This is a genomic window from Leptothoe sp. ISB3NOV94-8A, from assembly GCF_043421595.1.
GTDB lineage: Bacteria > Cyanobacteriota > Cyanobacteriia > Phormidesmidales > Phormidesmidaceae > Leptothoe > Leptothoe turfae.
In genome coordinates, this window is the sequence record NZ_JAXSQW010000001.1 from 5,761,148 (window position 1) to 5,780,653 (window position 19,506).

Annotated in this window: 21 protein-coding genes; 6 read left to right on the forward strand and 15 right to left on the reverse strand. The window is 44.1% G+C overall.

Annotation, left to right across the window (positions count from 1 at the left end):
* The first annotated feature begins 691 nt into the window (after positions 1-691).
* Positions 692-1,579 carry a hypothetical protein gene (locus SPB21_RS24645; protein WP_499867919.1) on the forward strand — a complete coding sequence of 296 codons (888 nt, stop codon included), beginning with the start codon at positions 692-694 and terminating at the stop codon, positions 1,577-1,579.
* A gap of 262 nt (positions 1,580-1,841) precedes the next feature.
* Here the strand turns inward: SPB21_RS24645 and SPB21_RS24650 are convergent, their stop codons facing one another.
* From SPB21_RS24650 to SPB21_RS24670, 5 genes are all read right to left on the reverse strand, one after another.
* Positions 1,842-2,804: a cupin-like domain-containing protein gene (locus SPB21_RS24650; RefSeq protein ID WP_499867920.1), complete on the reverse strand. Its 963-nt coding sequence runs from the start codon at positions 2,802-2,804 to the stop codon at positions 1,842-1,844.
* 7 nt (positions 2,805-2,811) lie between these two features.
* The gene (locus SPB21_RS24655; RefSeq protein WP_499867921.1) at positions 2,812-3,174 is read right to left on the reverse strand and encodes a hypothetical protein; all 363 of its coding nucleotides are present in this window, start codon (positions 3,172-3,174) and stop codon (positions 2,812-2,814) included.
* Between the two features lie 58 nt (positions 3,175-3,232).
* Complete coding sequence (locus tag SPB21_RS24660) at positions 3,233-3,571, reverse strand: NirD/YgiW/YdeI family stress tolerance protein (protein WP_499867922.1); 339 nt, start codon at positions 3,569-3,571, stop codon at positions 3,233-3,235.
* Positions 3,572-3,655: 84 nt separating this feature from the next.
* Positions 3,656-4,936, reverse strand: coding sequence for a sensor histidine kinase (locus SPB21_RS24665; protein WP_499057253.1), 1,281 nt, complete (start codon positions 4,934-4,936; stop codon positions 3,656-3,658).
* Between the two features lie 5 nt (positions 4,937-4,941).
* Positions 4,942-5,625 (reverse strand): response regulator transcription factor, encoded by a 684-nt coding sequence (locus SPB21_RS24670; RefSeq protein ID WP_499057251.1) that lies wholly within the window; start codon positions 5,623-5,625, stop codon positions 4,942-4,944.
* Between the two features lie 60 nt (positions 5,626-5,685).
* On the opposite strand from SPB21_RS24670, the gene SPB21_RS24675 reads away from it, so the two are divergent.
* Entirely contained in the window at positions 5,686-6,066 is a 381-nt protein-coding gene (locus tag SPB21_RS24675; protein ID WP_163666156.1) for a hypothetical protein, read from the forward strand.
* A 260-nt stretch (positions 6,067-6,326) separates the two neighbouring features.
* Here SPB21_RS24675 and SPB21_RS24680 read toward each other — a convergent pair whose 3' ends face one another.
* A complete protein-coding gene (locus tag SPB21_RS24680) occupies positions 6,327-6,563 on the reverse strand; it encodes a DUF2811 domain-containing protein (RefSeq protein WP_163666158.1) in 237 nt (78 codons plus the stop codon).
* Between the two features lie 588 nt (positions 6,564-7,151).
* On the opposite strand from SPB21_RS24680, the gene SPB21_RS24685 reads away from it, so the two are divergent.
* From SPB21_RS24685 to SPB21_RS24695, 3 genes are all read left to right on the forward strand, one after another.
* Positions 7,152-7,280: a hypothetical protein gene (locus tag SPB21_RS24685; RefSeq protein WP_499867923.1), complete on the forward strand. Its 129-nt coding sequence runs from the start codon at positions 7,152-7,154 to the stop codon at positions 7,278-7,280.
* A 464-nt stretch (positions 7,281-7,744) separates the two neighbouring features.
* A complete protein-coding gene (locus SPB21_RS24690) occupies positions 7,745-8,353 on the forward strand; it encodes a hypothetical protein (protein ID WP_499867924.1) in 609 nt (202 codons plus the stop codon).
* 160 nt (positions 8,354-8,513) lie between these two features.
* A complete protein-coding gene (locus tag SPB21_RS24695) occupies positions 8,514-9,668 on the forward strand; it encodes an ATP-grasp domain-containing protein (RefSeq protein WP_499867925.1) in 1,155 nt (384 codons plus the stop codon).
* Positions 9,669-9,858: 190 nt separating this feature from the next.
* Here the strand turns inward: SPB21_RS24695 and SPB21_RS24700 are convergent, their stop codons facing one another.
* Positions 9,859-10,152, reverse strand: a complete 294-nt coding sequence (locus tag SPB21_RS24700) for a Calvin cycle protein CP12 (protein ID WP_499057246.1) — start codon at positions 10,150-10,152, stop codon at positions 9,859-9,861.
* Between the two features lie 479 nt (positions 10,153-10,631).
* On the opposite strand from SPB21_RS24700, the gene SPB21_RS24705 reads away from it, so the two are divergent.
* Positions 10,632-11,345 carry a CRISPR-associated protein gene (locus SPB21_RS24705; protein WP_163701238.1) on the forward strand — a complete coding sequence of 238 codons (714 nt, stop codon included), beginning with the start codon at positions 10,632-10,634 and terminating at the stop codon, positions 11,343-11,345.
* 15 nt (positions 11,346-11,360) lie between these two features.
* Here SPB21_RS24705 and SPB21_RS24710 read toward each other — a convergent pair whose 3' ends face one another.
* From SPB21_RS24710 to csm2, 8 genes are read right to left on the reverse strand one after another with little or no spacing between them, the layout of a single operon-like run.
* A complete protein-coding gene (locus SPB21_RS24710) occupies positions 11,361-12,344 on the reverse strand; it encodes a hypothetical protein (protein ID WP_499867926.1) in 984 nt (327 codons plus the stop codon).
* An 11-nt stretch (positions 12,345-12,355) separates the two neighbouring features.
* Positions 12,356-13,141 carry a CRISPR system precrRNA processing endoribonuclease RAMP protein Cas6 gene (cas6, locus tag SPB21_RS24715; protein ID WP_499867927.1) on the reverse strand — a complete coding sequence of 262 codons (786 nt, stop codon included), beginning with the start codon at positions 13,139-13,141 and terminating at the stop codon, positions 12,356-12,358.
* A 9-nt stretch (positions 13,142-13,150) separates the two neighbouring features.
* Positions 13,151-14,182 (reverse strand): hypothetical protein, encoded by a 1,032-nt coding sequence (locus SPB21_RS24720; RefSeq protein WP_499867928.1) that lies wholly within the window; start codon positions 14,180-14,182, stop codon positions 13,151-13,153.
* Between the two features lie 8 nt (positions 14,183-14,190).
* Positions 14,191-15,633, reverse strand: coding sequence for an AAA family ATPase (locus SPB21_RS24725; protein ID WP_499867929.1), 1,443 nt, complete (start codon positions 15,631-15,633; stop codon positions 14,191-14,193).
* A 28-nt stretch (positions 15,634-15,661) separates the two neighbouring features.
* Positions 15,662-16,945 carry a type III-A CRISPR-associated RAMP protein Csm5 gene (gene csm5 / locus SPB21_RS24730; protein ID WP_499867930.1) on the reverse strand — a complete coding sequence of 428 codons (1,284 nt, stop codon included), beginning with the start codon at positions 16,943-16,945 and terminating at the stop codon, positions 15,662-15,664.
* 37 nt (positions 16,946-16,982) lie between these two features.
* Positions 16,983-18,089: a type III-A CRISPR-associated RAMP protein Csm4 gene (gene csm4, locus SPB21_RS24735; RefSeq protein ID WP_499867931.1), complete on the reverse strand. Its 1,107-nt coding sequence runs from the start codon at positions 18,087-18,089 to the stop codon at positions 16,983-16,985.
* Between the two features lie 3 nt (positions 18,090-18,092).
* Positions 18,093-19,064 carry a type III-A CRISPR-associated RAMP protein Csm3 gene (csm3, locus tag SPB21_RS24740; protein WP_499867932.1) on the reverse strand — a complete coding sequence of 324 codons (972 nt, stop codon included), beginning with the start codon at positions 19,062-19,064 and terminating at the stop codon, positions 18,093-18,095.
* Position 19,065: 1 nt separating this feature from the next.
* The gene (csm2, locus tag SPB21_RS24745) at positions 19,066-19,503 is read right to left on the reverse strand and encodes a type III-A CRISPR-associated protein Csm2 (protein WP_499867933.1); all 438 of its coding nucleotides are present in this window, start codon (positions 19,501-19,503) and stop codon (positions 19,066-19,068) included.
* Between the last annotated feature and the right edge of the window lie 3 nt (positions 19,504-19,506).

Genomic DNA, 19,506 nt, shown 5'->3' on the forward strand with positions numbered 1-19,506 from the left:
ACAGAGTTCTGTCTACTGAGGTATTTTGTGTCTGCGATTACAGCTTTAAATCACAACAGCACCCAGAACAATCGACTGAGGGACTCTTCTAAATCAAACAAGACTTTTTAGAGTTGTTGTATATCAGGCGAACCTATTATCAACATGGCTCTCTAGTGCAAGTAAGAAGAAATATCAGTGATGTGTTTGAGTGCTGTTTTTGAGTCGTCGAACGATTCTATCGAGCTATCTATCGTTAAACCTCCTTGTGTAGCAGCTATGAGCTTTTCAACTCATGTGTACAGCATATTCCTGTAGTGCCTCAAAATCTCTTCTCTGATACAAATGGTAACGTTGTTATTTGTCTCTGTTGTTTCTGCTGACCAGTGAGTTAAGTCTATGGGATGCTAAGGATCATGATGATGATGCTTACAGATAGGCTGTGATTACGGAAACGCGAGAGCTGTTTGATTGCAGTGTACGTGAGTGAGCTTTACCAGATGACTGGGGTTAAGGCGAATAAACGGCATACGCTGCCTCAGCCTGTTCAAGAGGCTTAGATAAGGTTTGGCAGGTTGCAAAAGTGTTGGTGTACACTATGCTGTCCTACATGATTAAACTAGTTGACTTATTGATCTAAGTCCTATTACTCAGGTAATGGTGGCCCTGGCTCGGTAGGATTGGCAGATCGGTCACTATGGAATTACTTACTATGGTTCGGTTGAAGGCGCAGATCACTTTACTCGGATTATTCACCGCTAGTTTGCTTGGCAGTTGCAACCCTGTCGTAACGAGTCGCCAAGCTGAAGAATCAGCCCCATCTGCTGCAACACAACCATCGGATATCGAAACGTCTGATGCTGAGTATCAATTGGCCAATACACCGCCAGATTCGCCTGCTACGGCTTTTAGTAGACCTAAACGTCAATGTTATCGACTAGACAATGATCGCCTGACAACTAACCTGCGTTTGACCATTGACTATCAGCGCCAAAGCATTCAAGGGGATGCCCGCTCTGCAGCACAAAATGATGAGGCAGGGAATTATGCCACCTATGCCCAGTCATTTTCAGGCAAAATAGCCGATAATCAAGGGAAAATGCGGGTATTTACCTGGAGTGAACATGATTTTCAAGCGGATGATGAGACCTGGAGCTTTACAGATGATACGCTCACGATCGGTAAGGATGTGCTCAACCTGACGGACTGTCAGTTAGTTAGCCAAGCTTTTCAGGATTTCAATGGTTTAGAAGCCAGTGATCTGCTTGATGACATAAACACTGGCCTGACAGAATCAGTCCGATTTGCACCAGGAACCAGCTCCATTACGCTAAGCAATAGCGCTCTCCAGGGTAAGCAGAATGTTTACTATTTGAGGGTAGATGGGGGGGAGCAAATGAATTTGTCCATCAAGTCACTGGAGAACAATGCGCTCTTTGATGTGATTTCTCCGAGCCGTTATATTCTGGCCAATAAAGCGAAAGAAGAAACTATTCTGTTGCCCCATCCGGGAGACCATATGGTGATTGTTGGTGGGTCGCGAGAAAATGCTACTACCTATGAACTCACCATTGATATTGAATCGGCAGCTGCACAGTAACTCAATGCAGTCCTATATGGTGTTAATCACAATCATAGGCTTTGCATAAAAATCCCCTGACATCGCTGCCAGGGGGGCTGTACTTTAAGAGGATTTGAGAGATAGGAGCGCTAATTCTTTCTCTGGTGTATAGGGATTCAAGCCATACCAGGTGCATTCCCAACCAGTTTTTGTGATCCCCATGGGTTTTTAGTGTGTGTTTGCTCACTTAGTGCGGGTCAATGGCCTGTTGCATAGCTTGTTTTTGTTCTATCTAAACAGGCTAAAAGCGCTGTATTAATGCCCTCAACTTGTGCTGGCGACTATCCGATGAGGCCATCGCATCTGCAAAGTTTAGCAACGTGTGGGGTATTCCCAATAAGCTACCAATATGGGCACGTAGCTTGCTCCAGTTCGAAAATGTTCTTGAGAGTGGTACATTCCACCAGCGGTTGATCGAACAAACCATGCCATGGCCCACAGAAGTAATCTCATGCCACCAACCAGCTGGAATAAAGAGCATTTCCCCTGGTTGGAGGGTGATATCAATCCGATGAGGCATAGCCATTTTAAACTTTGGAAAGACTTTCAAATCTGGATTATCTGGATAGACCTTACTGTAAACAGCACGACGTTTTGCCCCATGCATTAAGTGATTCCACACGGCAAATGGATATAAATTGTAGAGCTGAGAAGGTGGAAATAATGTGACTTGCTTGGTGCCTGCCAATTGAGCAAGTGTGCCATCCATTGGGTCATAGTGTAAGCAAGAGGTATGTCCTGCAGGACCACACCATAGATTTTCAGGAGTAACGGGATTTGACAACTTCAGTAGCTGTTCAACTGGAGAAAGTACAGAAACCTTTTCTAGAGATGTTCCCTTAAGGCTGCATCTAGCGAGATAGAGATCGTACTTGTGTGCGTCACCATTGAGAATCAGATCAGCGTAGGTTTCAAAGGTGAGACTACTAACAGATACGCCACTGCCCATATCCTTCCATTGGCGCTTGTCCTGTTGATATCGTTCTCTTCCATATTGGCGAACAGGAAACAGTTGTGTGCCCAAATGTTTGCGAAGAAACTCAAGGCTCCAACCATCTGAATTCTCTAACAGTCCCTTCATAAGAAGAGGTCTTCCCTGTTGTAGGTACTGCTTGTGAATTAATTCATAAGAAAATCCCTCAAGTAATAACTCTGGATGAACTGGATCGAGAAAACGTAAACCAGAACAATTAGGTGAAGTCACTGACTGCTTAATACTCTTCAAGGGTGATTTTTTGGCTGAGAACAGTAATTAAATGCTTAGTGGAAAAGGGTTTGATCAAGATATCTTCAGCAGCGGTGGCCTGTCGCAGGTCATGCCCCCCTACTTGATAATCTTTAGCTATCACAACAAAGGGAAGCCTCTGCTGCTGGAGCACTGCTAGCAATGGCAGGGTCTCGGCTTGAAAGAAATCGGCATCGACTAACACCAAGTCGGTAGGGGTGTGCTTCACTTTTTCAATAACAGCGTTGTAGGTGGTCGCAACGCAAGTGTTCCAGCCTTGAAGCTGAAGCCCTTTTTCTAATAATTTGGCAAGGCGTAGCCGGCTAGCCGTGACAAGCACACGAATCATAGCTCTAACGCAACCGTATAGAGTAGCTATAAATTAAGAGCTGTATTAAGCGACTTTATTAGTCATCCAATACAGGGATGGTTTCACCACCATTGGGGGTTAAGGTGAGAGCTTCAAATTCGTCATCGTCATAATAGCCAGTAACAGTAACTGTGGTGTTTACTGAGATGGCTGCCTCGCGCATAGCGCTAGTTTCAGCGTCGACTTCAATTTGTCCAGTATCATCATCAAGCAGAAAGTCATCACCCATCAGACGTACCACTTCTCCAGACAGTGTGACGATATTGTTACTACGCAGTGTTTCAACGGTGGTTTGGGTTTGAGCCATCCCCGGCATGGCTAGGCCGGTTAGCACAGTTATGGTGGTAGCACTTGCACCCAATAAAAGTGTCTTCATGGTTGAACTCCTCCAGATTACTTCGCAACGGTGTCTAATAAAGATCTGGATTCTATGATGTGGCCTAAAAGTAACACGAAGGTTTCAAGGGATATAATCAGCGGCTAGGGGTAGCCGAATTTCAAACTGTGAGCCTTGTTGCAGTTGGCTGTTAGCCTTAATTTGTCCGCCATGCAACTCAACAATTTGGTGCACAATAGCTAGTCCTAAGCCAAACCCGCCTGCCTGCCGCGATCGATGCTGATCAACTCGATAAAATCGCTCAAAAATATGAGGTAGGTCTGCTGCCGGAATACCAATCCCAGAATCTTCAACCTGAATAACAATCCAGCAAGCTTGAACTTGACATTTCAGACGAATCATTCCTCCTGTCGGAGTATAGTGACAGGCATTGTCCAACAAATTAGCAATGGCTTGCTGCAATAAGCCATGCTCTCCCTGTACTGTTGCAGAACCATCGGGGAGCATACTGTCAAAGTGCAGGTTCTGAGCCATTAGCCGAGGAGCATAGTTAGTTTTAATAGTCTTTAGTAGGGCAACTACATCGATGGGCTGAAAGACTTCAGCAGGCAAATTCCCCTGGTGCCGGGCTAGAAATAAGAGATGCCCCACTAATGTACTCATTGACTCTCCGGTTACAGAAATAGTCTTCAAGCAATGGGTTTGCTCTGTTGGGGAAGTGGGTTCCATCAGGCCAAGTTGGGCATTGCTGATAATTGCAGCCAAAGGTGCCCGCAGTTCGTGGGAGGCATCGGCGGTAAACTGCTGTAGCCGATGATAAGCATTGCGAATGGGTCTCATCGCTTTGCCACCTAAAAACCAGCCAGTGCCGGCAATGGCCGCTAAGGTAATCGGTAATCCGATGCCTAGAAACACGCGCAGTTGTTGTAGGGGTCTCATCACCGGGGTGAGGGATGCTGCCACCTGTAGATAACCCAGCAGTCGATCATCCCTATAAACGGGCAGAGTCAACTGCCGTAGTGGTTCCAATGGAGCAGACTCAATGCCCTGTAGTGTCTGAAATCCTAATGTTGTCTCCAGAACAGGGGTAGGTATTTCTCCCATAAACTGCAACAGTTTTTTGTCAGGGGTGTACCACCGGGCAAAGACGATATTAGTATCCAGCTTGATGCTATCACGGCCCAAGATGGGGGCGTCTTCTAAGTCGATATGATGTTGTGCGTCAAAGGTGATTTCTTCCACTCCAGAGGCAATTACCTGGCTTGTGTTGTACAACTCTTGGTCAAAAGAATAGAGACGACTGCGAGCACTCCAGGTATAGAGTATTCCGGCAAAAACTACTAAAATACTGCCCATGGAGAGACTAAACCACCGAGCTAGGTTAAGGCGACTGTGCTCGAACATCAGCTCTAAGACTCCGTTTCAGGGATAGCTAAGCGATATCCTATGCCATAAACAGTTTGCAGCCAGCCATGAGCCTGGATAGACTGTAGACGTTGGCGTAGGCGATGCACCAGAATCGCGACAGCTTTACTGTCGGGTTGCATGTCCCATTCCCATAAGGCTCGCTCAATCTGGTTGTGGCTGAGTACCTGACGAGGATGCCGTAGCAGATATTCCATGAGCTGAAACTCTCGCCCTGAAAGCTGAACGCTGGCATTTTGGTGTTGTAATTTTAGGGTGTCGAGATTTAGTTCTAGCTCTCCTAATGATAGATAATCTCCTACCCACAGCGGAGAGCGCCGCCCTAACGCTCGTACCCGTGCCAGAAACTCCATTAGGTTTACAGGCTTGACAAGGTAGTCATCGGCACCAGCATTGAGTCCAGTTACCTTATCGAGAATTGTATCTTTGGCGGTCAGAAACAAGACTGGAGTAGTTTTGCCCAGACGACGATACTGCTCACACAATGCTAGTCCACTGATCTGGGGCAGCATCCAGTCGAGCACGAGTAGATCGTAGGTGCGATCGCACATCAGCTTTTGGGCTGTCTCTCCGTCCACTACGGCATCGACACCATGCCCGGCTTTGCTGAGCGCTTGGTGAAGCGGTTGGAGCTGGGCTGCATCATCCTCGACCAGTAAAATTTTCATTGGGGGTACGATCCTTTGGAGACGAGTCGTATACTCACAATAGATACCGAGGCGGCAGCCATGCAAATGGGAAACACCCTCAAAATCAGCCTGGGATTTGGACTACCGATGCTGCTAACTGGGGCTGCATTTTGGCTAAGCAGCGGCTGGTTAACGAGGCAGGTTTTTGGTCAAAGTGGTTCAGACGTGGTTCCGATCGACACTACAGGCGCTCAGACAGTGAATGTTGCCTTTATGGTGAGAGTTCTGGCCATTGATGCAGAAATTGATCAGAACCTTCAGATAACTGAGGTATCAGTACAGATTGGCGGGTCTTCTTTGCAAGAAATGGAATTTAAGTACCCCTTAGCAGACTATGACGAAATAGAGCAGGCGATTGCTCAGGATTTGGACATTCTCCCTGAAACAGTACGTAGCCTGATTCGGTATCGTATTGATTAAGATTTTTCCAAACAAGCAGAAGGCTGCCATACCCAGGGCTAACAGGATCAAAATTCCCATCATGGAGCCTTGAAGTTGCGGGTTAGCTCCACAACACAAAAGCCCGGCATGCTGCCAGGCTTTTGCCATGGGGCTTAATTGTCAGTTGTTACCCAGTCTGCGTTCTCACCCCTTAGCCTCGGTCGCCACAGAGGCTTTTATCTTGAGGTGAGATGGCACTGCTGATTTTCTCGTAGCTGTGCAACGTAGTCGATCACTCCCTATATAGTGCAGCCAAATAGGCTGTCTAGGTAAAGTCTATTCACATGGGGCTGATTCGCACCATTTTGCATCAGAAAGAGAGAAAGTGCTGCCTGCATAACGCGTTCCTGACTCCACAGCTCGTGGGTGCTTAGATAATCTTGTATTGAATGGTGTAGCGTTTCAGGAATCTCGATCATCAGGCTGACAGTGACTGGAGCTGTTGTACTTGCTGAAGCTTTAGGAGCTGAAGTCATAAATCTAATATCTCTTAAATTAACGGGCACAACAAATCAGGGCCTAGTGGATCACCCTTACCTAAGTGCTGCAAATGGGGGCTAGCAGCAGCGGGGACACAGGGCAAGGAGGCCTTCACTAGGTCGCCTAATTCAGTGGAGCTTCATTGTGCAGGAGGAGGAGGTAATTCGCAAGCGCACCGATTCTTTATATTTTTCTAATGAGATTTTGAGGGTAACGACACCAAGAGGGTTAAGACATTTTTTTCGTTACATTCGTTTATAAAATGAGATTGATCCCCATACTTAACCGTTTTCCACAGAATCGCTAGATCTGCTAATCAGTCGTAACACCCTGGGGAGAACTCTGCTTAACCTGTGGAAAAACTAAGGAAAACCCTGGGGAAAACTTCTGTGAGTATGAATAAATGTATTTTGATAAAATTACCTAGATTGGCTGATTTTCATCAAAATGCTCCGGATGCTGGGTACTGGCCCATAAGGCTCTTTCAGAAGATAATTCGCCCTTAAATACGCCTTAATGATTGTATGAATCTCTGGGTGTAGAAATTACCAACTGACAGGTTAGTTCCTGTGGAGAACTGCAATTTGCCCCCGTACCATTTTGAGTCGATTATCGAACTCCAGGGCAGCTGCAAACGGGTATTGGGTGTTAACACTGCGATCGCAGATGAGTCCATGTATCTTGTGTCCACTGTTAGAAAGCAGGTGAAGTAGACGCGCATGTGGTTGCCTGGGTCATCGACTTTGCTGCATCTGCGATCGTAATGTTCAAGACTAAATGAGTCAGTACTAACTAGACTCGATTGAGACTGGAGCTTTCTGTTGGGCGTTGTTGTCGTATCTATTCAGCCATGGGAGCCCCATCTCAAATGTCAGGAAATCACGACGGATTAGCCAATTTTTTTGATTCTGTAGCTTGCAATACGATTTGATAGGTTGTAAAACTTAAGTAGCTTAAAAAGCGTATCGCTCAACACTTAATTGCCTCAAGTTTTATGGCGAGGTATCACGTTTTATCTGTTCGATCTTTCTGACTGCTTAGACAAACGCTTCGGTTCTTGAGTTGGTAGCCCATCTTTGCGATACAAACAGCGTTTGTATCGTGTATGGTCTGACTTGTTTTTTTACTGCTTACTATCTGGCAAAACTCAAACTAGCGCCTAGCTAGCCTTCTGTCCATGTCTATTTTGATTGGTTCAGGCTTTGTTGCACTGCATAGTCAACACACACTCCAACATGCTGACTGGTTGGCAGTTTATGCCCTCGCATATGATGAAGGTGTCGGTGAACGCCTTGCTGCCTATGATTTTGAAGACTTTCTAGGGCTATCAGTTTATTTGTTTATTACTACTCAATCTCCAGGGACTCGCCAACAACTCTCTCAGCTATTCCCTAAATTTGGTAGTGCAATTGTTTTGCCGTTACTTAAAATTCTGTGTAGGAAAGAGCTTTTTGTTGAGCAAAACATCCCGATGTTGGCTCAACAAAGCTTAAATGAAATGACGCCCTATTCCTTAATAATTGGGCTCAATCGGGCGTTAGACCTTACTGGTCAGAATAATTTGAAGGCGCTCACACTGCAAACAGTAAACCAGCTATTGCAGTCGTGTGAACCATCTGTTCATTTAGTGTTGTCTCAGTTACTGTCAGAGACTAATCGACGCTTGGTATCTGAATTTTCAGGAGCTCAGCTGCCTGAACGTGCGATAGGTGTGGCCGGGTACAGGCCTGATCAGCACCGTTTAAATGTCACTGTGCAGAAGCGTAAAGTCACTCAGTGTGTATAGTGTCATCGTTTGTTAACACTGGTACTTTAACGATTCAAAAACTCAGTTGTGTGTTCTTCTACAGGGTATTGCCGGTTTCTTATACTTGGTCGGCAAATCTCTTCGGTACAACGCAGATCACCTCAAAAGATTTTTGTTGTAAAAAGTTTTAGGAGCAACTATGAGAATTTTTAACCATGATATTACCCTCAGTACCCATGACCAGGAAGCTGGCACAGCTCTCTTTTCGGGGCGAGTCCTTGCCTTGACTCATCCAGAAGACAAAATTCAGATGACGCCTGATCTCCAGTCAGAGTGGGCATTTATTGTGGATCACTATGCTCAAGTGGGGGTGTTTCACAGCCATGACGTTATTTGGTCACGTTCTCTAGACGAAATCAATCGGCATGGTGAGTATGAGCCCTCATTTTATTTCTTTGGAGATGCGGTCAATTCACACCATCAATATCGTCAGTTCTTTACTCAACTAAATCCTCAGTGGTCTGAAGTTGTTGAATTTATTAATTCTAAAAATAACTTTATTCAATTAGCAGAAGCTTTAGGTGTACCTGTTCCTAAGACGTTGCGATTTGCCAATCTATCAGCGGCGAGAGCAGCAACAGATATTCCATTTCCTTGCTATGTTAAGCCTGCTGTCTCAGATCATGGTGCCGGGATTACACGCTGCTCCAATCAAGCTGCTTTAGAAAGAGCATTTACACAACTGGCTCCAGATGCAGCACTGCAAATTCAAGCCGAAGTTCAAGCCTCTGCTTTTTTGAACTTGCAATATCGAGTGACCGCTGATGGTGTGCAACCTTTACTGGTGTCAGAGCAGATTTTAGAAGGCTGTGTCCATCGCGGTAACCGTTACCCGTCTCAACACGAGCCTTGGGAGAGTATGGAGCCCCTAGCAATGTGGCTAGGTGAACATGGCATGCAGGGGATCTTTGCTGTTGATGTTGCCGTTGTGCCAACACCTGATGGGGTGCAGTATTTAGCGATTGAATGCAATCCACGCTTTAATGGTTCATCTTATCCAACCCTCGTTGCCCATAGAATGGAGATTCCTTGCTGGAGCAGCATTACCTATAAAACGCCGTTGCGCTCACTTCAAAATGTTGATCTAACTGATATTACGTTTGATCCAGACAAAGGCCGAGGTGTCATTCTGATTAACTGGGGCACGATTAAAGTTGGTGAAATCAGTGTACTCTTGGCGGGATCCCTGGTGGAACAGTTTGCGCTAGACCAGGAGTTAAAGGTCCGATTAAGTGGAGACTTTGCAGCACAGCCATCACCCAAGGCAACCCAACAGTTAGCATTGCAGAGATAAGCTGGCTATTTTTGTTGAATTCAGTAGGTAAACTAAAGCTCTGGTGACTGCCGGGGCTTTTTTCTGTTCTTTACCTTTTGCAAATACTGTGTTCCTTTTTTAGACAAAAAAAGTCCCTACCGATCGATAGGGACTGAGAGGTTTTGCGCTAGCAAAGCGAGATACGAATTGAGCGTGAACGTCGAATCACCTAAATGTCATAAATTCGAGATTCAAGGGCATGGGGATTTTCGTCGCAGTAACGTGCAAAGGCCTCGTTGGCACTCACCCGTGGCTGGCGCGCCTTTGCCGTTTGTAGTTCTTCTACGGCTTCCCAAGCAATGGCCGCGTCAATGCTTCTTGGGCCATGCATCTCTGTTAGGCGACGGGCATGTTCCAATGCGGCTTTGAGGCGGGTTGCAAACGCTGAACTATCAGAAGATGGTTGCTGTAGAGAGATAGGGATTAAAGGCGCTGTTGTCGTCGCGATAGTCGTGTAAGACATGGTAAAAACCGGGTGTATCGTGAACTGTTTATAGCTTATCTATAAACTCTGTAAATGAGTAGGCGAAAATCATATAAGTTTCATCTATGTCTCATTAGCTTTCTTTACCTATCAGCATTGGCGGGAAACAAAGAATCGTTGGCTCAGCTTGCTTAATGGGACTGGCTACAATGCAAGGGATAATTGTGTTTGTCGCAAAACTGGGATGCCCCCCTCTCTTCTAGTCAGCCATCGGCTTGGAAGAACCCTCTTCCAAGCTGAGAGTAGACTGGGTCAGTAGATGGTCTCAATTAGCTATAAGATATCCAGGCTCCTTCTGTCACCCAATTTTGGGGAAACTAGATTCAAAGGCCCCAAAATTAGGGAGTTGGGCTTTGGTTAGCTCAGCTGCATGGGCAAGCTCTAGGCAGTTGAACAACCTGTTTAACTCTTATCAAGGCTTGAGTTCACCTACTGATATCGTTTGGTCAGATAATTCTATGCGATCGCCCTTTTCCAAAGCTGCGTCTATTTTCTTTAATCCTGAAACTTTGTTGCCCTTTCTAATTGGGTCTATTTTTCTAGCGGTGTTGGGAAGTGCTGTTTGGGAGGTTTTGTTTTCCCTGGTTACTGACCTTAATGATAATAATGCGCTAGCTGCCGCTGTCCAGTTGGCGATCGGCTCCCTGTTAATATTTCTCTTGTCGGTGCTGTTATTTGCTAGAGGTCTAAAACAGCTGGAGCCTGAGACGCTGGCTGATGCTCGCACTCCCATCAAGCATCGTGGTTTGATTTTGCTGGTCAGTCGAGAGGAACCTTGTCGCGTTGCTATCCAGCATCATGCTGATCGCTTAGAGCGTTGTTGGCTGCTGCATTCAGACCAGACTAAAGCCATGGCAGTTGCAATTGCTGATACGTATTCTGGTAATCGCATGAGTTTCAAACTGATTCATGTGAATGATATCTATGACCCGATGGAGTTTTTTCAGCATATTCGTCGCATTTATGACCAGCTGCCCATTGGCTGGTTGCCACAGCAGGTGATGGCTGATTACACTGGCATGACGGCCCATGGTTCGGTCGGCATGGTGCTGGCTAGCCTGTCACCGAAGGCTCCTTTGCAATATACGCCGGTCAATCCAAATCGCTCGAATGAGTCCATGACACCAATCGAGATTGCTCTTAGATCTAGTGTGAAATCAGCAAAGCGCTAAAAGGCTTCCTAAGCATTACTGCAGCAACAGAGTTTGGTGTTCGAGCCAGGGTACTTGTTTTGCTAACGTTTCTATTGCGATCGCAGACTCCTGAACCTCATTCCATCGTTCCCTATAGGGTTTGATGATTGACCATTGCGGACCAATTGAGTAACCAGCTTCACTGCCCACGATCAACATCCGTTTCCATAGGGGTTTGAGAACTTCTTCCCGAAAAATATCGGAAGTATACCCCTGCATTAGTTTCCAGTAATCACCTTGAAGTTGCTCATAGAGAGATAATAGGCTGAGTTCTTTCTTCTCCAATAGGCTTAAAACAGCTTGACTTAAATCACCAAGCGCTAATGGTAAAATTGGCAATTCTAGCCAATAGTTCTCCTCAGCTGTGAAATGCACACACTTTTCTGCAGCGGCGTTTTGAGCCTGCACATAATACATGCGGGCATTGCTACCAGACAATGTTGTTGCCAGTTGCAACGCAAAGTTAACCGGATTACTGCCGCCAGTCAGATTTACCCACATTTCTTTTCCTTGACCACCGACTGATGCTAGCGAAGCAACAGTCTGAATAATACGGTCATAGGTCAGCTTGACATCTCGACGATCAATATGGCACCAGAAAATAGATACTGCAGAGCGATTACCAAAAATATCTTTGCAATGTAAATTGGGGAGCAAATCAGAAACGATACTCTTAATCGACCTTCCCTGACAAAATTTCCCCTGAGTTTCTCCTGGTCGATTGTCTAGATAATCAAAACTATTAAAGGGAGATCCATCAAGCTTCTTGCCAGAGATCACCTCAACTGTTGAGAAAATAACAATACCTTGAACATCGCCCACTTTTCTATTTTCTTCGCGATGTTCCACTTCACCAGAATATGCAAAAAACTGTCGATCACTTTCATCCCATCGTTTGTAGCGATGGGACAAATACGATATGGGAGCTGAAATTACACCCGGTGATTTACCCAGACCCATGAGATGAAAAACGCCCATGATATTCGTTGTTAGCTCCTTGCAATACTGTTTGCTGAAGTTAATATCTGACTGTGTCCCATTCCCAGTCTTGTTTTCATTCCACTGCCTGCAAACTGGCCATAGTGAACTAATAAGTTCGCCACCTGAGCTAGCAGCGGATCGCTTCGATACAAAATACTCAAAGTAGCTGTCCCAACAAAGCCACTCACATTACCTTTGTAAATAGGAAAAGACTGGGTTTGAATGCGATGACGAGATAGGGCTACGGCTTCCCCTAGATAGCTAATCAGTTCATCACCACCTAAATAAACCGATGAAAAGTGATTCCAGCGCTCTAGCCAGCTGCGGAACAACAACGTCGGAACTGGCAGCGGCAAATACGTACGATTTTGAGAAAATGCCGTGGGGGAAAGAAACGAAAATGCTAGCTGACGCTCAGGTTCAGGTTCGTTTGCCACATATTGATGGTAAAGCGCTTCGTAGCTAGTGGTTTCATCCTCACGGCCCACAATGCTAAACTCTGCACCTAGAAACTCTAACGTCTCGCCTAGACTCAGACTAGCAACTGCTTTTGAAGCAGGCTCTTGCAGCCCACTCATCGACAGCTGATAAAACTCACCTGAGCTAAAGGTAACAAACCCGTCTGCGGTCTGGGCTTCACCCAATAAACCAGAAAATGTGGTGGAAGGCACTGCTTCGCTGCCCAGCTCTATACCTACCTGAGTGTGAAGCTGTTTACTTAGCTCCAGTCGGTAAGCTCGTGGCAACGTCAGCTCTTTTGAAGTCTTAAGCGTCCAAGTAGACCTTATCAACATAGGCTAAATTTAGAAATACATGTTTAAAGATGAATCTGTTCTGTTAGGAAGACCCAGAAGTTTCAATAGCTCTTTAGGATATTCACAATGTTTTGTCTCTGCTTTTCTGGCCCACCAGTTTCCACACAAATAAAATTTTGACTTTCCTGGTTGCAGCCCAAGCACTGAATTGATGAACTGTTGGACAGAAGATTTGCCTGAACCTCTATCATTACCTGGATATTTTTCTTCAACACATTTGCAACAAGCAAACAAGAGCAAACTAAGTCCTAGATGACCATCACATAGCCACTTTATAACTGTTTGATCAATATCTAAAAGCTGTTTATAGTAGGATTTATATCCATCTTTTAACTTTGCTAAGTCGAAATCTAGAGAGCTTTTCTTACTTAAAGATAATTCTAATGCGTCGAAATCGATAGCTACTGTATTCTCGTTAAGGTCTAGATGGTTAAAATTAATAAAATCTCTGATTTTTGTTAATCTTTGCAACTGATGGGCTGCTAGCCCCAGAGCACATGCAGCCATAACTGTTTTAATAAAGACTGATCTGAACCTTAAGACTACTTGGTTCTTCCAACTTATTTTTAACACATCATAAAGTAGTTCATAAAAGAGTGATTCTTCGAAGAGATAGTTCTCAACAGAATGTCCACGGGACCATACTAAATATCCATCCACACGGTGATCCATTCGCAAATCTTGAATTTGATTAAGATCAAAGTCGTCGAATTCTCTGTCTGCAAATCCAGCAAATATAATTCCTTTAGCACGCAGTTGTTGATCGACCAATACCTTTTTTGCAACGTATTCAACCTTCTCACGATTTCCGCAAGGCCGTTCCGGCTCATCTGATAGATCAATATTCTCTACCAAATCAATTTTCACATCATGACTATTTCCAATGTCAGAGGAGGGTCGTCTATTCAAAAAATTTTCAAAGATTTCTTTATCAGTAGGCCCCTCAATCAATAAATATCTTTCGCTGCCTCTCATCTCCAAGGATGCAAAATAATCATCCAGATTTTCTTTCAGCTCCATCGGGTTATTTACTCCTCTTCTGCTTCGTTCAAAGAAATTCCAGCTTTGGGATCGTCATAGGGCGTATGCTTCTCTACTAAGCCAAGATCGTCAGTTTTTTCTAAATCTTGATCCCTTACCGGTGCCGGACTATCAAGCCATTTTTGTTTATTTGTTTGGGTTAATTTAATTTCCTTAAGTGCACCCCTGCGCATACCCGCCATTCTTTGGGAATGGGTAGAGATAATGATTTGCTTATCTTGCAAACGCTCAAAGAGATTATCGACTAATCTGGTTTGACCATTAATATGAAGTGAAATCTCTGGTTCATCAATGAGTACGATAGTATTTGCATTTGATTGCGTAACTGAATGTACTGCATACATAAGTGTAAAAATCTGGCGCTCTCCTGATGAAAATAATTGAATGTCACCAAAGACTATGCCATTGTTATCAACTAAGCCCAAAAATGGCTGATTTGTATTGAATACCTCTGGATTGATAGTTATCTGTTTTTGCTGAAGCCAGGTATTTACACTGTCTATGTAGTTAGAGATAGGCTTAAATATATCAATTTGAAAATTGACTATATTTTGTAACGCATCTCTGTAAGTGGTTAATACCTGTCTAGGTAAGTTCACAGACAGGTCTGAATTAGTATGGGTAAATTCAGAAATACTTTGTGCTTTTTCCATGAGTCCAGTCAGAAAATTTACATCTGACTGCAGGGGGTGAGCTGAAACTTCTTTAGAAAGTGCCTCTATCTCTTGAAGTATTGCATCAAAATCAGAATCCACATGTGCATCTACTTTTGAGAATGAGAGTAAAATGTCTCCAAAGCTTTGGGACAATACTTCCTGATTACGGTTATTAACAGCTTTCTTGAAAGCGGAAAAATTATCTCGAAGCTCCTTTTCTATTTGATGAATTGATAAATACTTTAATGAGGGAACAAAATTGCCAAATAGCTGTCGCGATAGCTTATCTTGTTCATCCAATTTCCCTAATGCATTCCATGCTTCTATGATGCTACGAAAGGCTGGAAAATAACTGGTCTTTGGAAATGGATTAGATTGTCGAAAACTAACTAAATCATTTCTCTGCCTCTCAAAATCTGGAGAATCATTATCTTCTTCTATGTTGTATTTTCTAATTGGTAGCTCTCGTCTTTGATCGCTGCGAATCAAAGTCACATCCTCACCTTCTGGTCGAAGGAGTTTTATATAAGAGTCATCGTTGAATATAATTTCAATCCTATTGAAGTCAAGACTTAAAAAACGCTCATAGTCACCATTGAGCGCATTGGCTATCGCGTGTAAAACTGTCGTTTTACCAGATCCATTAGTGCCATAAAAGGTATTAAAATCTGGCTTTAAATCTTCTATTAGCAAATCAAAGCGATTAAAAAGACCAATAATTTCAATCTGCTTGATATAGTTTTGAGTTGAGTCTGGTAAGCTTACTTTTGCCATATGTTTATATGCGCCAATAGCTTAAAGATTATACCGATTTTAGTCTTGACCATCCAGGCACAAATCTAATTTCACTAGATCTGTTAACGACTGTCCTGCGAGATTTAGGGGCTTCGAAGTTAGGAGCGCGAATACCGCAAATGTCCCGGATTTCTGCCCGCAGTTCATCTTTAAGCAATAAGCCAATGGTTGTTCCCAGCAACCCACTCCCCCAGCCAAGTCTAAGGCTAAACGGACATTGCTTGGGTTTATAAAAATGGCGAATATGACTAAAATCTAGGTTTTTACCTCGCGCGTCAGAATTATCCTTCGTATTGTGCCAATAGTCATATTCAGCGTTCCATTGGTCTTGGGCAAATTCCTGACAGATTTCCAGTAATTCACTAACCGACTTAAATGGAATCTTTAGCCCTTGCTCTCCCCTGAACCAGCTCAGCATTTCTGTGTCCAGGCAAATGGAAAATGATGTTTTGACTGCGCGCACCATCTCTGCGTAAATTGAAGCACGATACTTAGCCCGGTTATCTAGAAAATAACTTGATATAATTACTTCTGGCACAATGGACAAATTGAGAACGCCTGGTTTTCCATTGGGTCTAGTGAATTTTCTTTCAACCAGGGGCGTACTGTCTGTAACTTTCACGGCCCTCATAAAGTCTGTATTTGGGCCTTCTCTTGCGGGTACGGCTTTGCCTTGATAAGTCAGATTAAAGCTGCAAAATAGCCGATTCATAAACAAACTATCGTCTGTAAACTTGGCCTTTCGTTTAAGGTCTCCTATATTTCTGCGTAACCGATGCTCAATCTCACTAACCCGCTGTTCTTTAGGAAGCTTATAGCGATGACTGTGTTTAAGCATGTGGTATACAATTGCTGTGCGAATAGCGCCTTTAATGGATGTACCTGGAATATAGAACTGCCCCATGCCGTTACGAATCATAGGACGTAGATCGGTAATACGTCCATCTACCCATTTTTGACTACTCATGGCTTGAGGGAAAACGGGTTCGTTGCGATCGCTCACCGCTGTTTGCCAGTCTTCATCAATTGCTTCTCTTAGCAAACTTGTAATCTCTTGTCGATCTTCAATCCGACGAATATATTTGTTTAGATATTCCCGCTGATTTCCCCGCTGATTTAGAATTCGAGCTAGTGCATCTTGATTGGGTAAGTAAACTTTTTGGGAGGTTTGTACATATTCAAAGGGATTTAGCCAGGATACAGCTGAGCCTATATGTAATAGAGGACTCGTTAGCTGAATTTGGACTGTTTCATAGCCCGGTGGCTTAACAAGAACATTATTAGTTACCATCTTTATCACAATTTCTTGTTAGAATCTCTGACTAGCACTACGTTGACTCACTGCGTTTAACCTTAATTGGCAAACTGATGGCAATACCACTACGATAGACGCGATGTGCCTTAAAGTTACGTGGAGTGACATCTGCCAGTTTACCTTCAGGCTCTACGGGAAAAGTCGAACCTTCAGTAAACATCTGTACAGATTGCCTTCGTTTCTGCACATCTGCCTTGGGTGAAGTAACCCATCCTCCTCGTTCTTTTGTTTCATAACTTGCCTGAGTCAGTGTCTCCGGAGACATCTTGGGTTCCCACAGCAGGCTAATCAGGCTGTGCTGTGTTCCTTTCTTAAACTGAATAAGTTGTTTCCAGTCAGAGTTAAGATCAAACACGTCTGTTTCAAATTGACCCGCGCCACTAGACCGTTCGCCTCCAATGCCTTCACTGGCTAAAAAATCCAATACGGTAAAAAATGTTCTATCAAATTCTGTTTCTTTAGTGGGAAATTCTACCAAAAAGTAGAGTCCTGATATATTTTCAATGGTTTCTTGCTCTGCTTCCCAGCGGTAGCCGACAACCCCTGTATAATAAAAATTAGTGGCCCGAGTGGTTCGATCAATGGCTACTTTAGGAAGCTTTTGGATGCAATATGCTCTTGGATAATCGAAGGTGCCTGAACGGGCTAACAGACCTGTAGTTTGTTTACGGGTAGCCTCAGTCAGTTCCTGAATGGTGTCTGACCCAAACTGCTCATTCTGATACCAACGTTTCCAAATATTTAAGGGCAAATGTTTTAATTTTTTGAAACTCTTGATAATGTCAAAGTCGCCCCCAACAGGATAATGGGTGGGAAATGTCAGCGGACGAGGCAGGTAATCCACAAACCGTCCATCTATTTTTTGGTAGATAAATGTTGAACTTAACCGAAATAAAGGAGGAACGTTAATCAGACTATTTTGCTCGTCAATTTGTGGAAATTTGGTGATGAGGTCCTCTACGGCGTGACTTGAGACTAAACGAGCATAGGCACTCATCCAAGCACTAAACAATGTGTCAGACCGAATCCGCTCACTTGTTTCTTCGATACCAATGCCGCGTTCACCAAAGTGGGCCACATTGCGGCCAAATTTAAGACGCACTAATTTCCAGCGGCTCATAGACTATGCACCTCCAGGCAGAAGGGTGACCACTTGGCCAAAACTCGCTAATAAATTGTCAATTGTTCCCTCGATAGATTGTGTTGTTTGACTAATCTTAAGGCCATCCTCGGAGGTTTGAGATAGATTGCGATAATCATGATAAGAAAACTGAAAATTTTCAAACTCAATCTTGCCGTAACCACGGGAGCCATGCCCCCCCACGGCATCATCTTTTAAGATGGCGAGGGTAAGAATAATATTCTCAAGATCTTTTCGAGCTTGTTCTGTATTTTCAACGGTGTAAACTAGCTCAAAGTCAAACTTTGAGCCTGCTGGCACCCGTTCCAACTGACGAGGATTAGCTGCTGCAGTTACGCGGTCAAGACCGTTTTCAAACTTCCACTCAGTCATATAAAGCCCCGTGTCAATCCGCTTGAGTTCTTCGGCTGAAGCAGGGTTTAAATGGCTATCTCTCACAATCAACCTGGCAGGTGAGTTACGACCGATCACTTTAACAAAATTCTGGGTTCCTTCCAGCAGTGGGTGTTGTTTCGAAACGATTTCTCCAGATACCTTATCTAGGTTATCTGCCTCAGCAACGGTAGAAGGAAGCCAACAACGCACACCTGTCGAACCAAACAAACGGCTGACCTCACAGGAACTAGCTCCTGTAAATGGAATAACTGGTTTCCCAGATATATCCGTAAAGCCATGGGCTATATCATCGCTTTCATATCGAAAGGTATCTCGACTTCCTTTTCGATTTAACGGTTTATCTCGTAGTCGTTCTAAAATAGCCCGCAGCTTACCTTTGATCGAAGAACCCGGTAGGTAGGGTTGACGGGTGATGGGATCACGGATGACGGGTTTATCAATGCCGCCAATATCTAAGGTTTCACCACCGCCGCCAATGTGCAGTCCGGTCTTTACATGAATGGTGCTGTTGAGTCGAATCTTTCCTAGCAGGGGAGTTTGAGCTAATGCGTATGACATATTATTTACCTCCGGCAGCTTTGTGGTACGCAATGATAGATTCAATTAATTGCACTAATCGCTTAAAGTCATGTTCATCACGAGTTTTCTCAATGGCAGCTGTCATAACCCTTTTTAATGGCTCAACCGCATTTTGGCGAGTGGCTGCGTAAGCTAGCTTAGGTTTGAGTAAGATAATGTCTGCTTCAATCTCGTTGAAGCTACTGGTAATAAGCCTCGCCTTTAATTGATTAATAGCGTCTAAAAATTTACGAATTTGATTTGTTTCTAGACGCTGCTGTCGCAATACGGGGCCAAGCTTTTCTGCATGTTTAACCAAGTCTCGCACAGGGTATTCTTTCAAAGATTTGAGAGACTTTGACTCTATATACTTCTCAATCTCTTTACTGATTTCCTCAGCAGGAGACGTTCGGTTTCGATTAGGGGATTTATAGTTCATAGA

Bases quoted from the DNA above. Each gene is read 5' to 3' on its own strand.
- csm5 (WP_499867930.1), bottom strand. From the start codon at position 16,945: ATGGTAACTAATAATGTTCTTGTTAAGCCACCGGGCTATGAAACAGTC.
- SPB21_RS24670 (WP_499057251.1), bottom strand. From the start codon at position 5,625: ATGAAAATTTTACTGGTCGAGGATGATGCAGCCCAGCTCCAACCGCTT.
- csm2 (WP_499867933.1), bottom strand. From the start codon at position 19,503: ATGAACTATAAATCCCCTAATCGAAACCGAACGTCTCCTGCTGAGGAA.
- SPB21_RS24700 (WP_499057246.1), bottom strand. From the start codon at position 10,152: ATGTCTTACACGACTATCGCGACGACAACAGCGCCTTTAATCCCTATC.
- SPB21_RS24720 (WP_499867928.1), bottom strand. From the start codon at position 14,182: ATGGAGCTGAAAGAAAATCTGGATGATTATTTTGCATCCTTGGAGATG.
- SPB21_RS24725 (WP_499867929.1), bottom strand. From the start codon at position 15,633: ATGGCAAAAGTAAGCTTACCAGACTCAACTCAAAACTATATCAAGCAG.
- SPB21_RS24645 (WP_499867919.1), top strand. From the start codon at position 692: ATGGTTCGGTTGAAGGCGCAGATCACTTTACTCGGATTATTCACCGCT.
- SPB21_RS24690 (WP_499867924.1), top strand. From the start codon at position 7,745: ATGTCTATTTTGATTGGTTCAGGCTTTGTTGCACTGCATAGTCAACAC.
- SPB21_RS24675 (WP_163666156.1), top strand. From the start codon at position 5,686: ATGCAAATGGGAAACACCCTCAAAATCAGCCTGGGATTTGGACTACCG.
- SPB21_RS24680 (WP_163666158.1), bottom strand. From the start codon at position 6,563: ATGACTTCAGCTCCTAAAGCTTCAGCAAGTACAACAGCTCCAGTCACT.
- SPB21_RS24705 (WP_163701238.1), top strand. From the start codon at position 10,632: ATGCGATCGCCCTTTTCCAAAGCTGCGTCTATTTTCTTTAATCCTGAA.
- SPB21_RS24655 (WP_499867921.1), bottom strand. From the start codon at position 3,174: ATGATTCGTGTGCTTGTCACGGCTAGCCGGCTACGCCTTGCCAAATTA.
- SPB21_RS24665 (WP_499057253.1), bottom strand. From the start codon at position 4,936: ATGTTCGAGCACAGTCGCCTTAACCTAGCTCGGTGGTTTAGTCTCTCC.
- csm3 (WP_499867932.1), bottom strand. From the start codon at position 19,064: ATGTCATACGCATTAGCTCAAACTCCCCTGCTAGGAAAGATTCGACTC.
- csm4 (WP_499867931.1), bottom strand. From the start codon at position 18,089: ATGAGCCGCTGGAAATTAGTGCGTCTTAAATTTGGCCGCAATGTGGCC.
- SPB21_RS24660 (WP_499867922.1), bottom strand. From the start codon at position 3,571: ATGAAGACACTTTTATTGGGTGCAAGTGCTACCACCATAACTGTGCTA.
- SPB21_RS24695 (WP_499867925.1), top strand. From the start codon at position 8,514: ATGAGAATTTTTAACCATGATATTACCCTCAGTACCCATGACCAGGAA.
- SPB21_RS24710 (WP_499867926.1), bottom strand. From the start codon at position 12,344: ATGGGCGTTTTTCATCTCATGGGTCTGGGTAAATCACCGGGTGTAATT.
- cas6 (WP_499867927.1), bottom strand. From the start codon at position 13,141: ATGTTGATAAGGTCTACTTGGACGCTTAAGACTTCAAAAGAGCTGACG.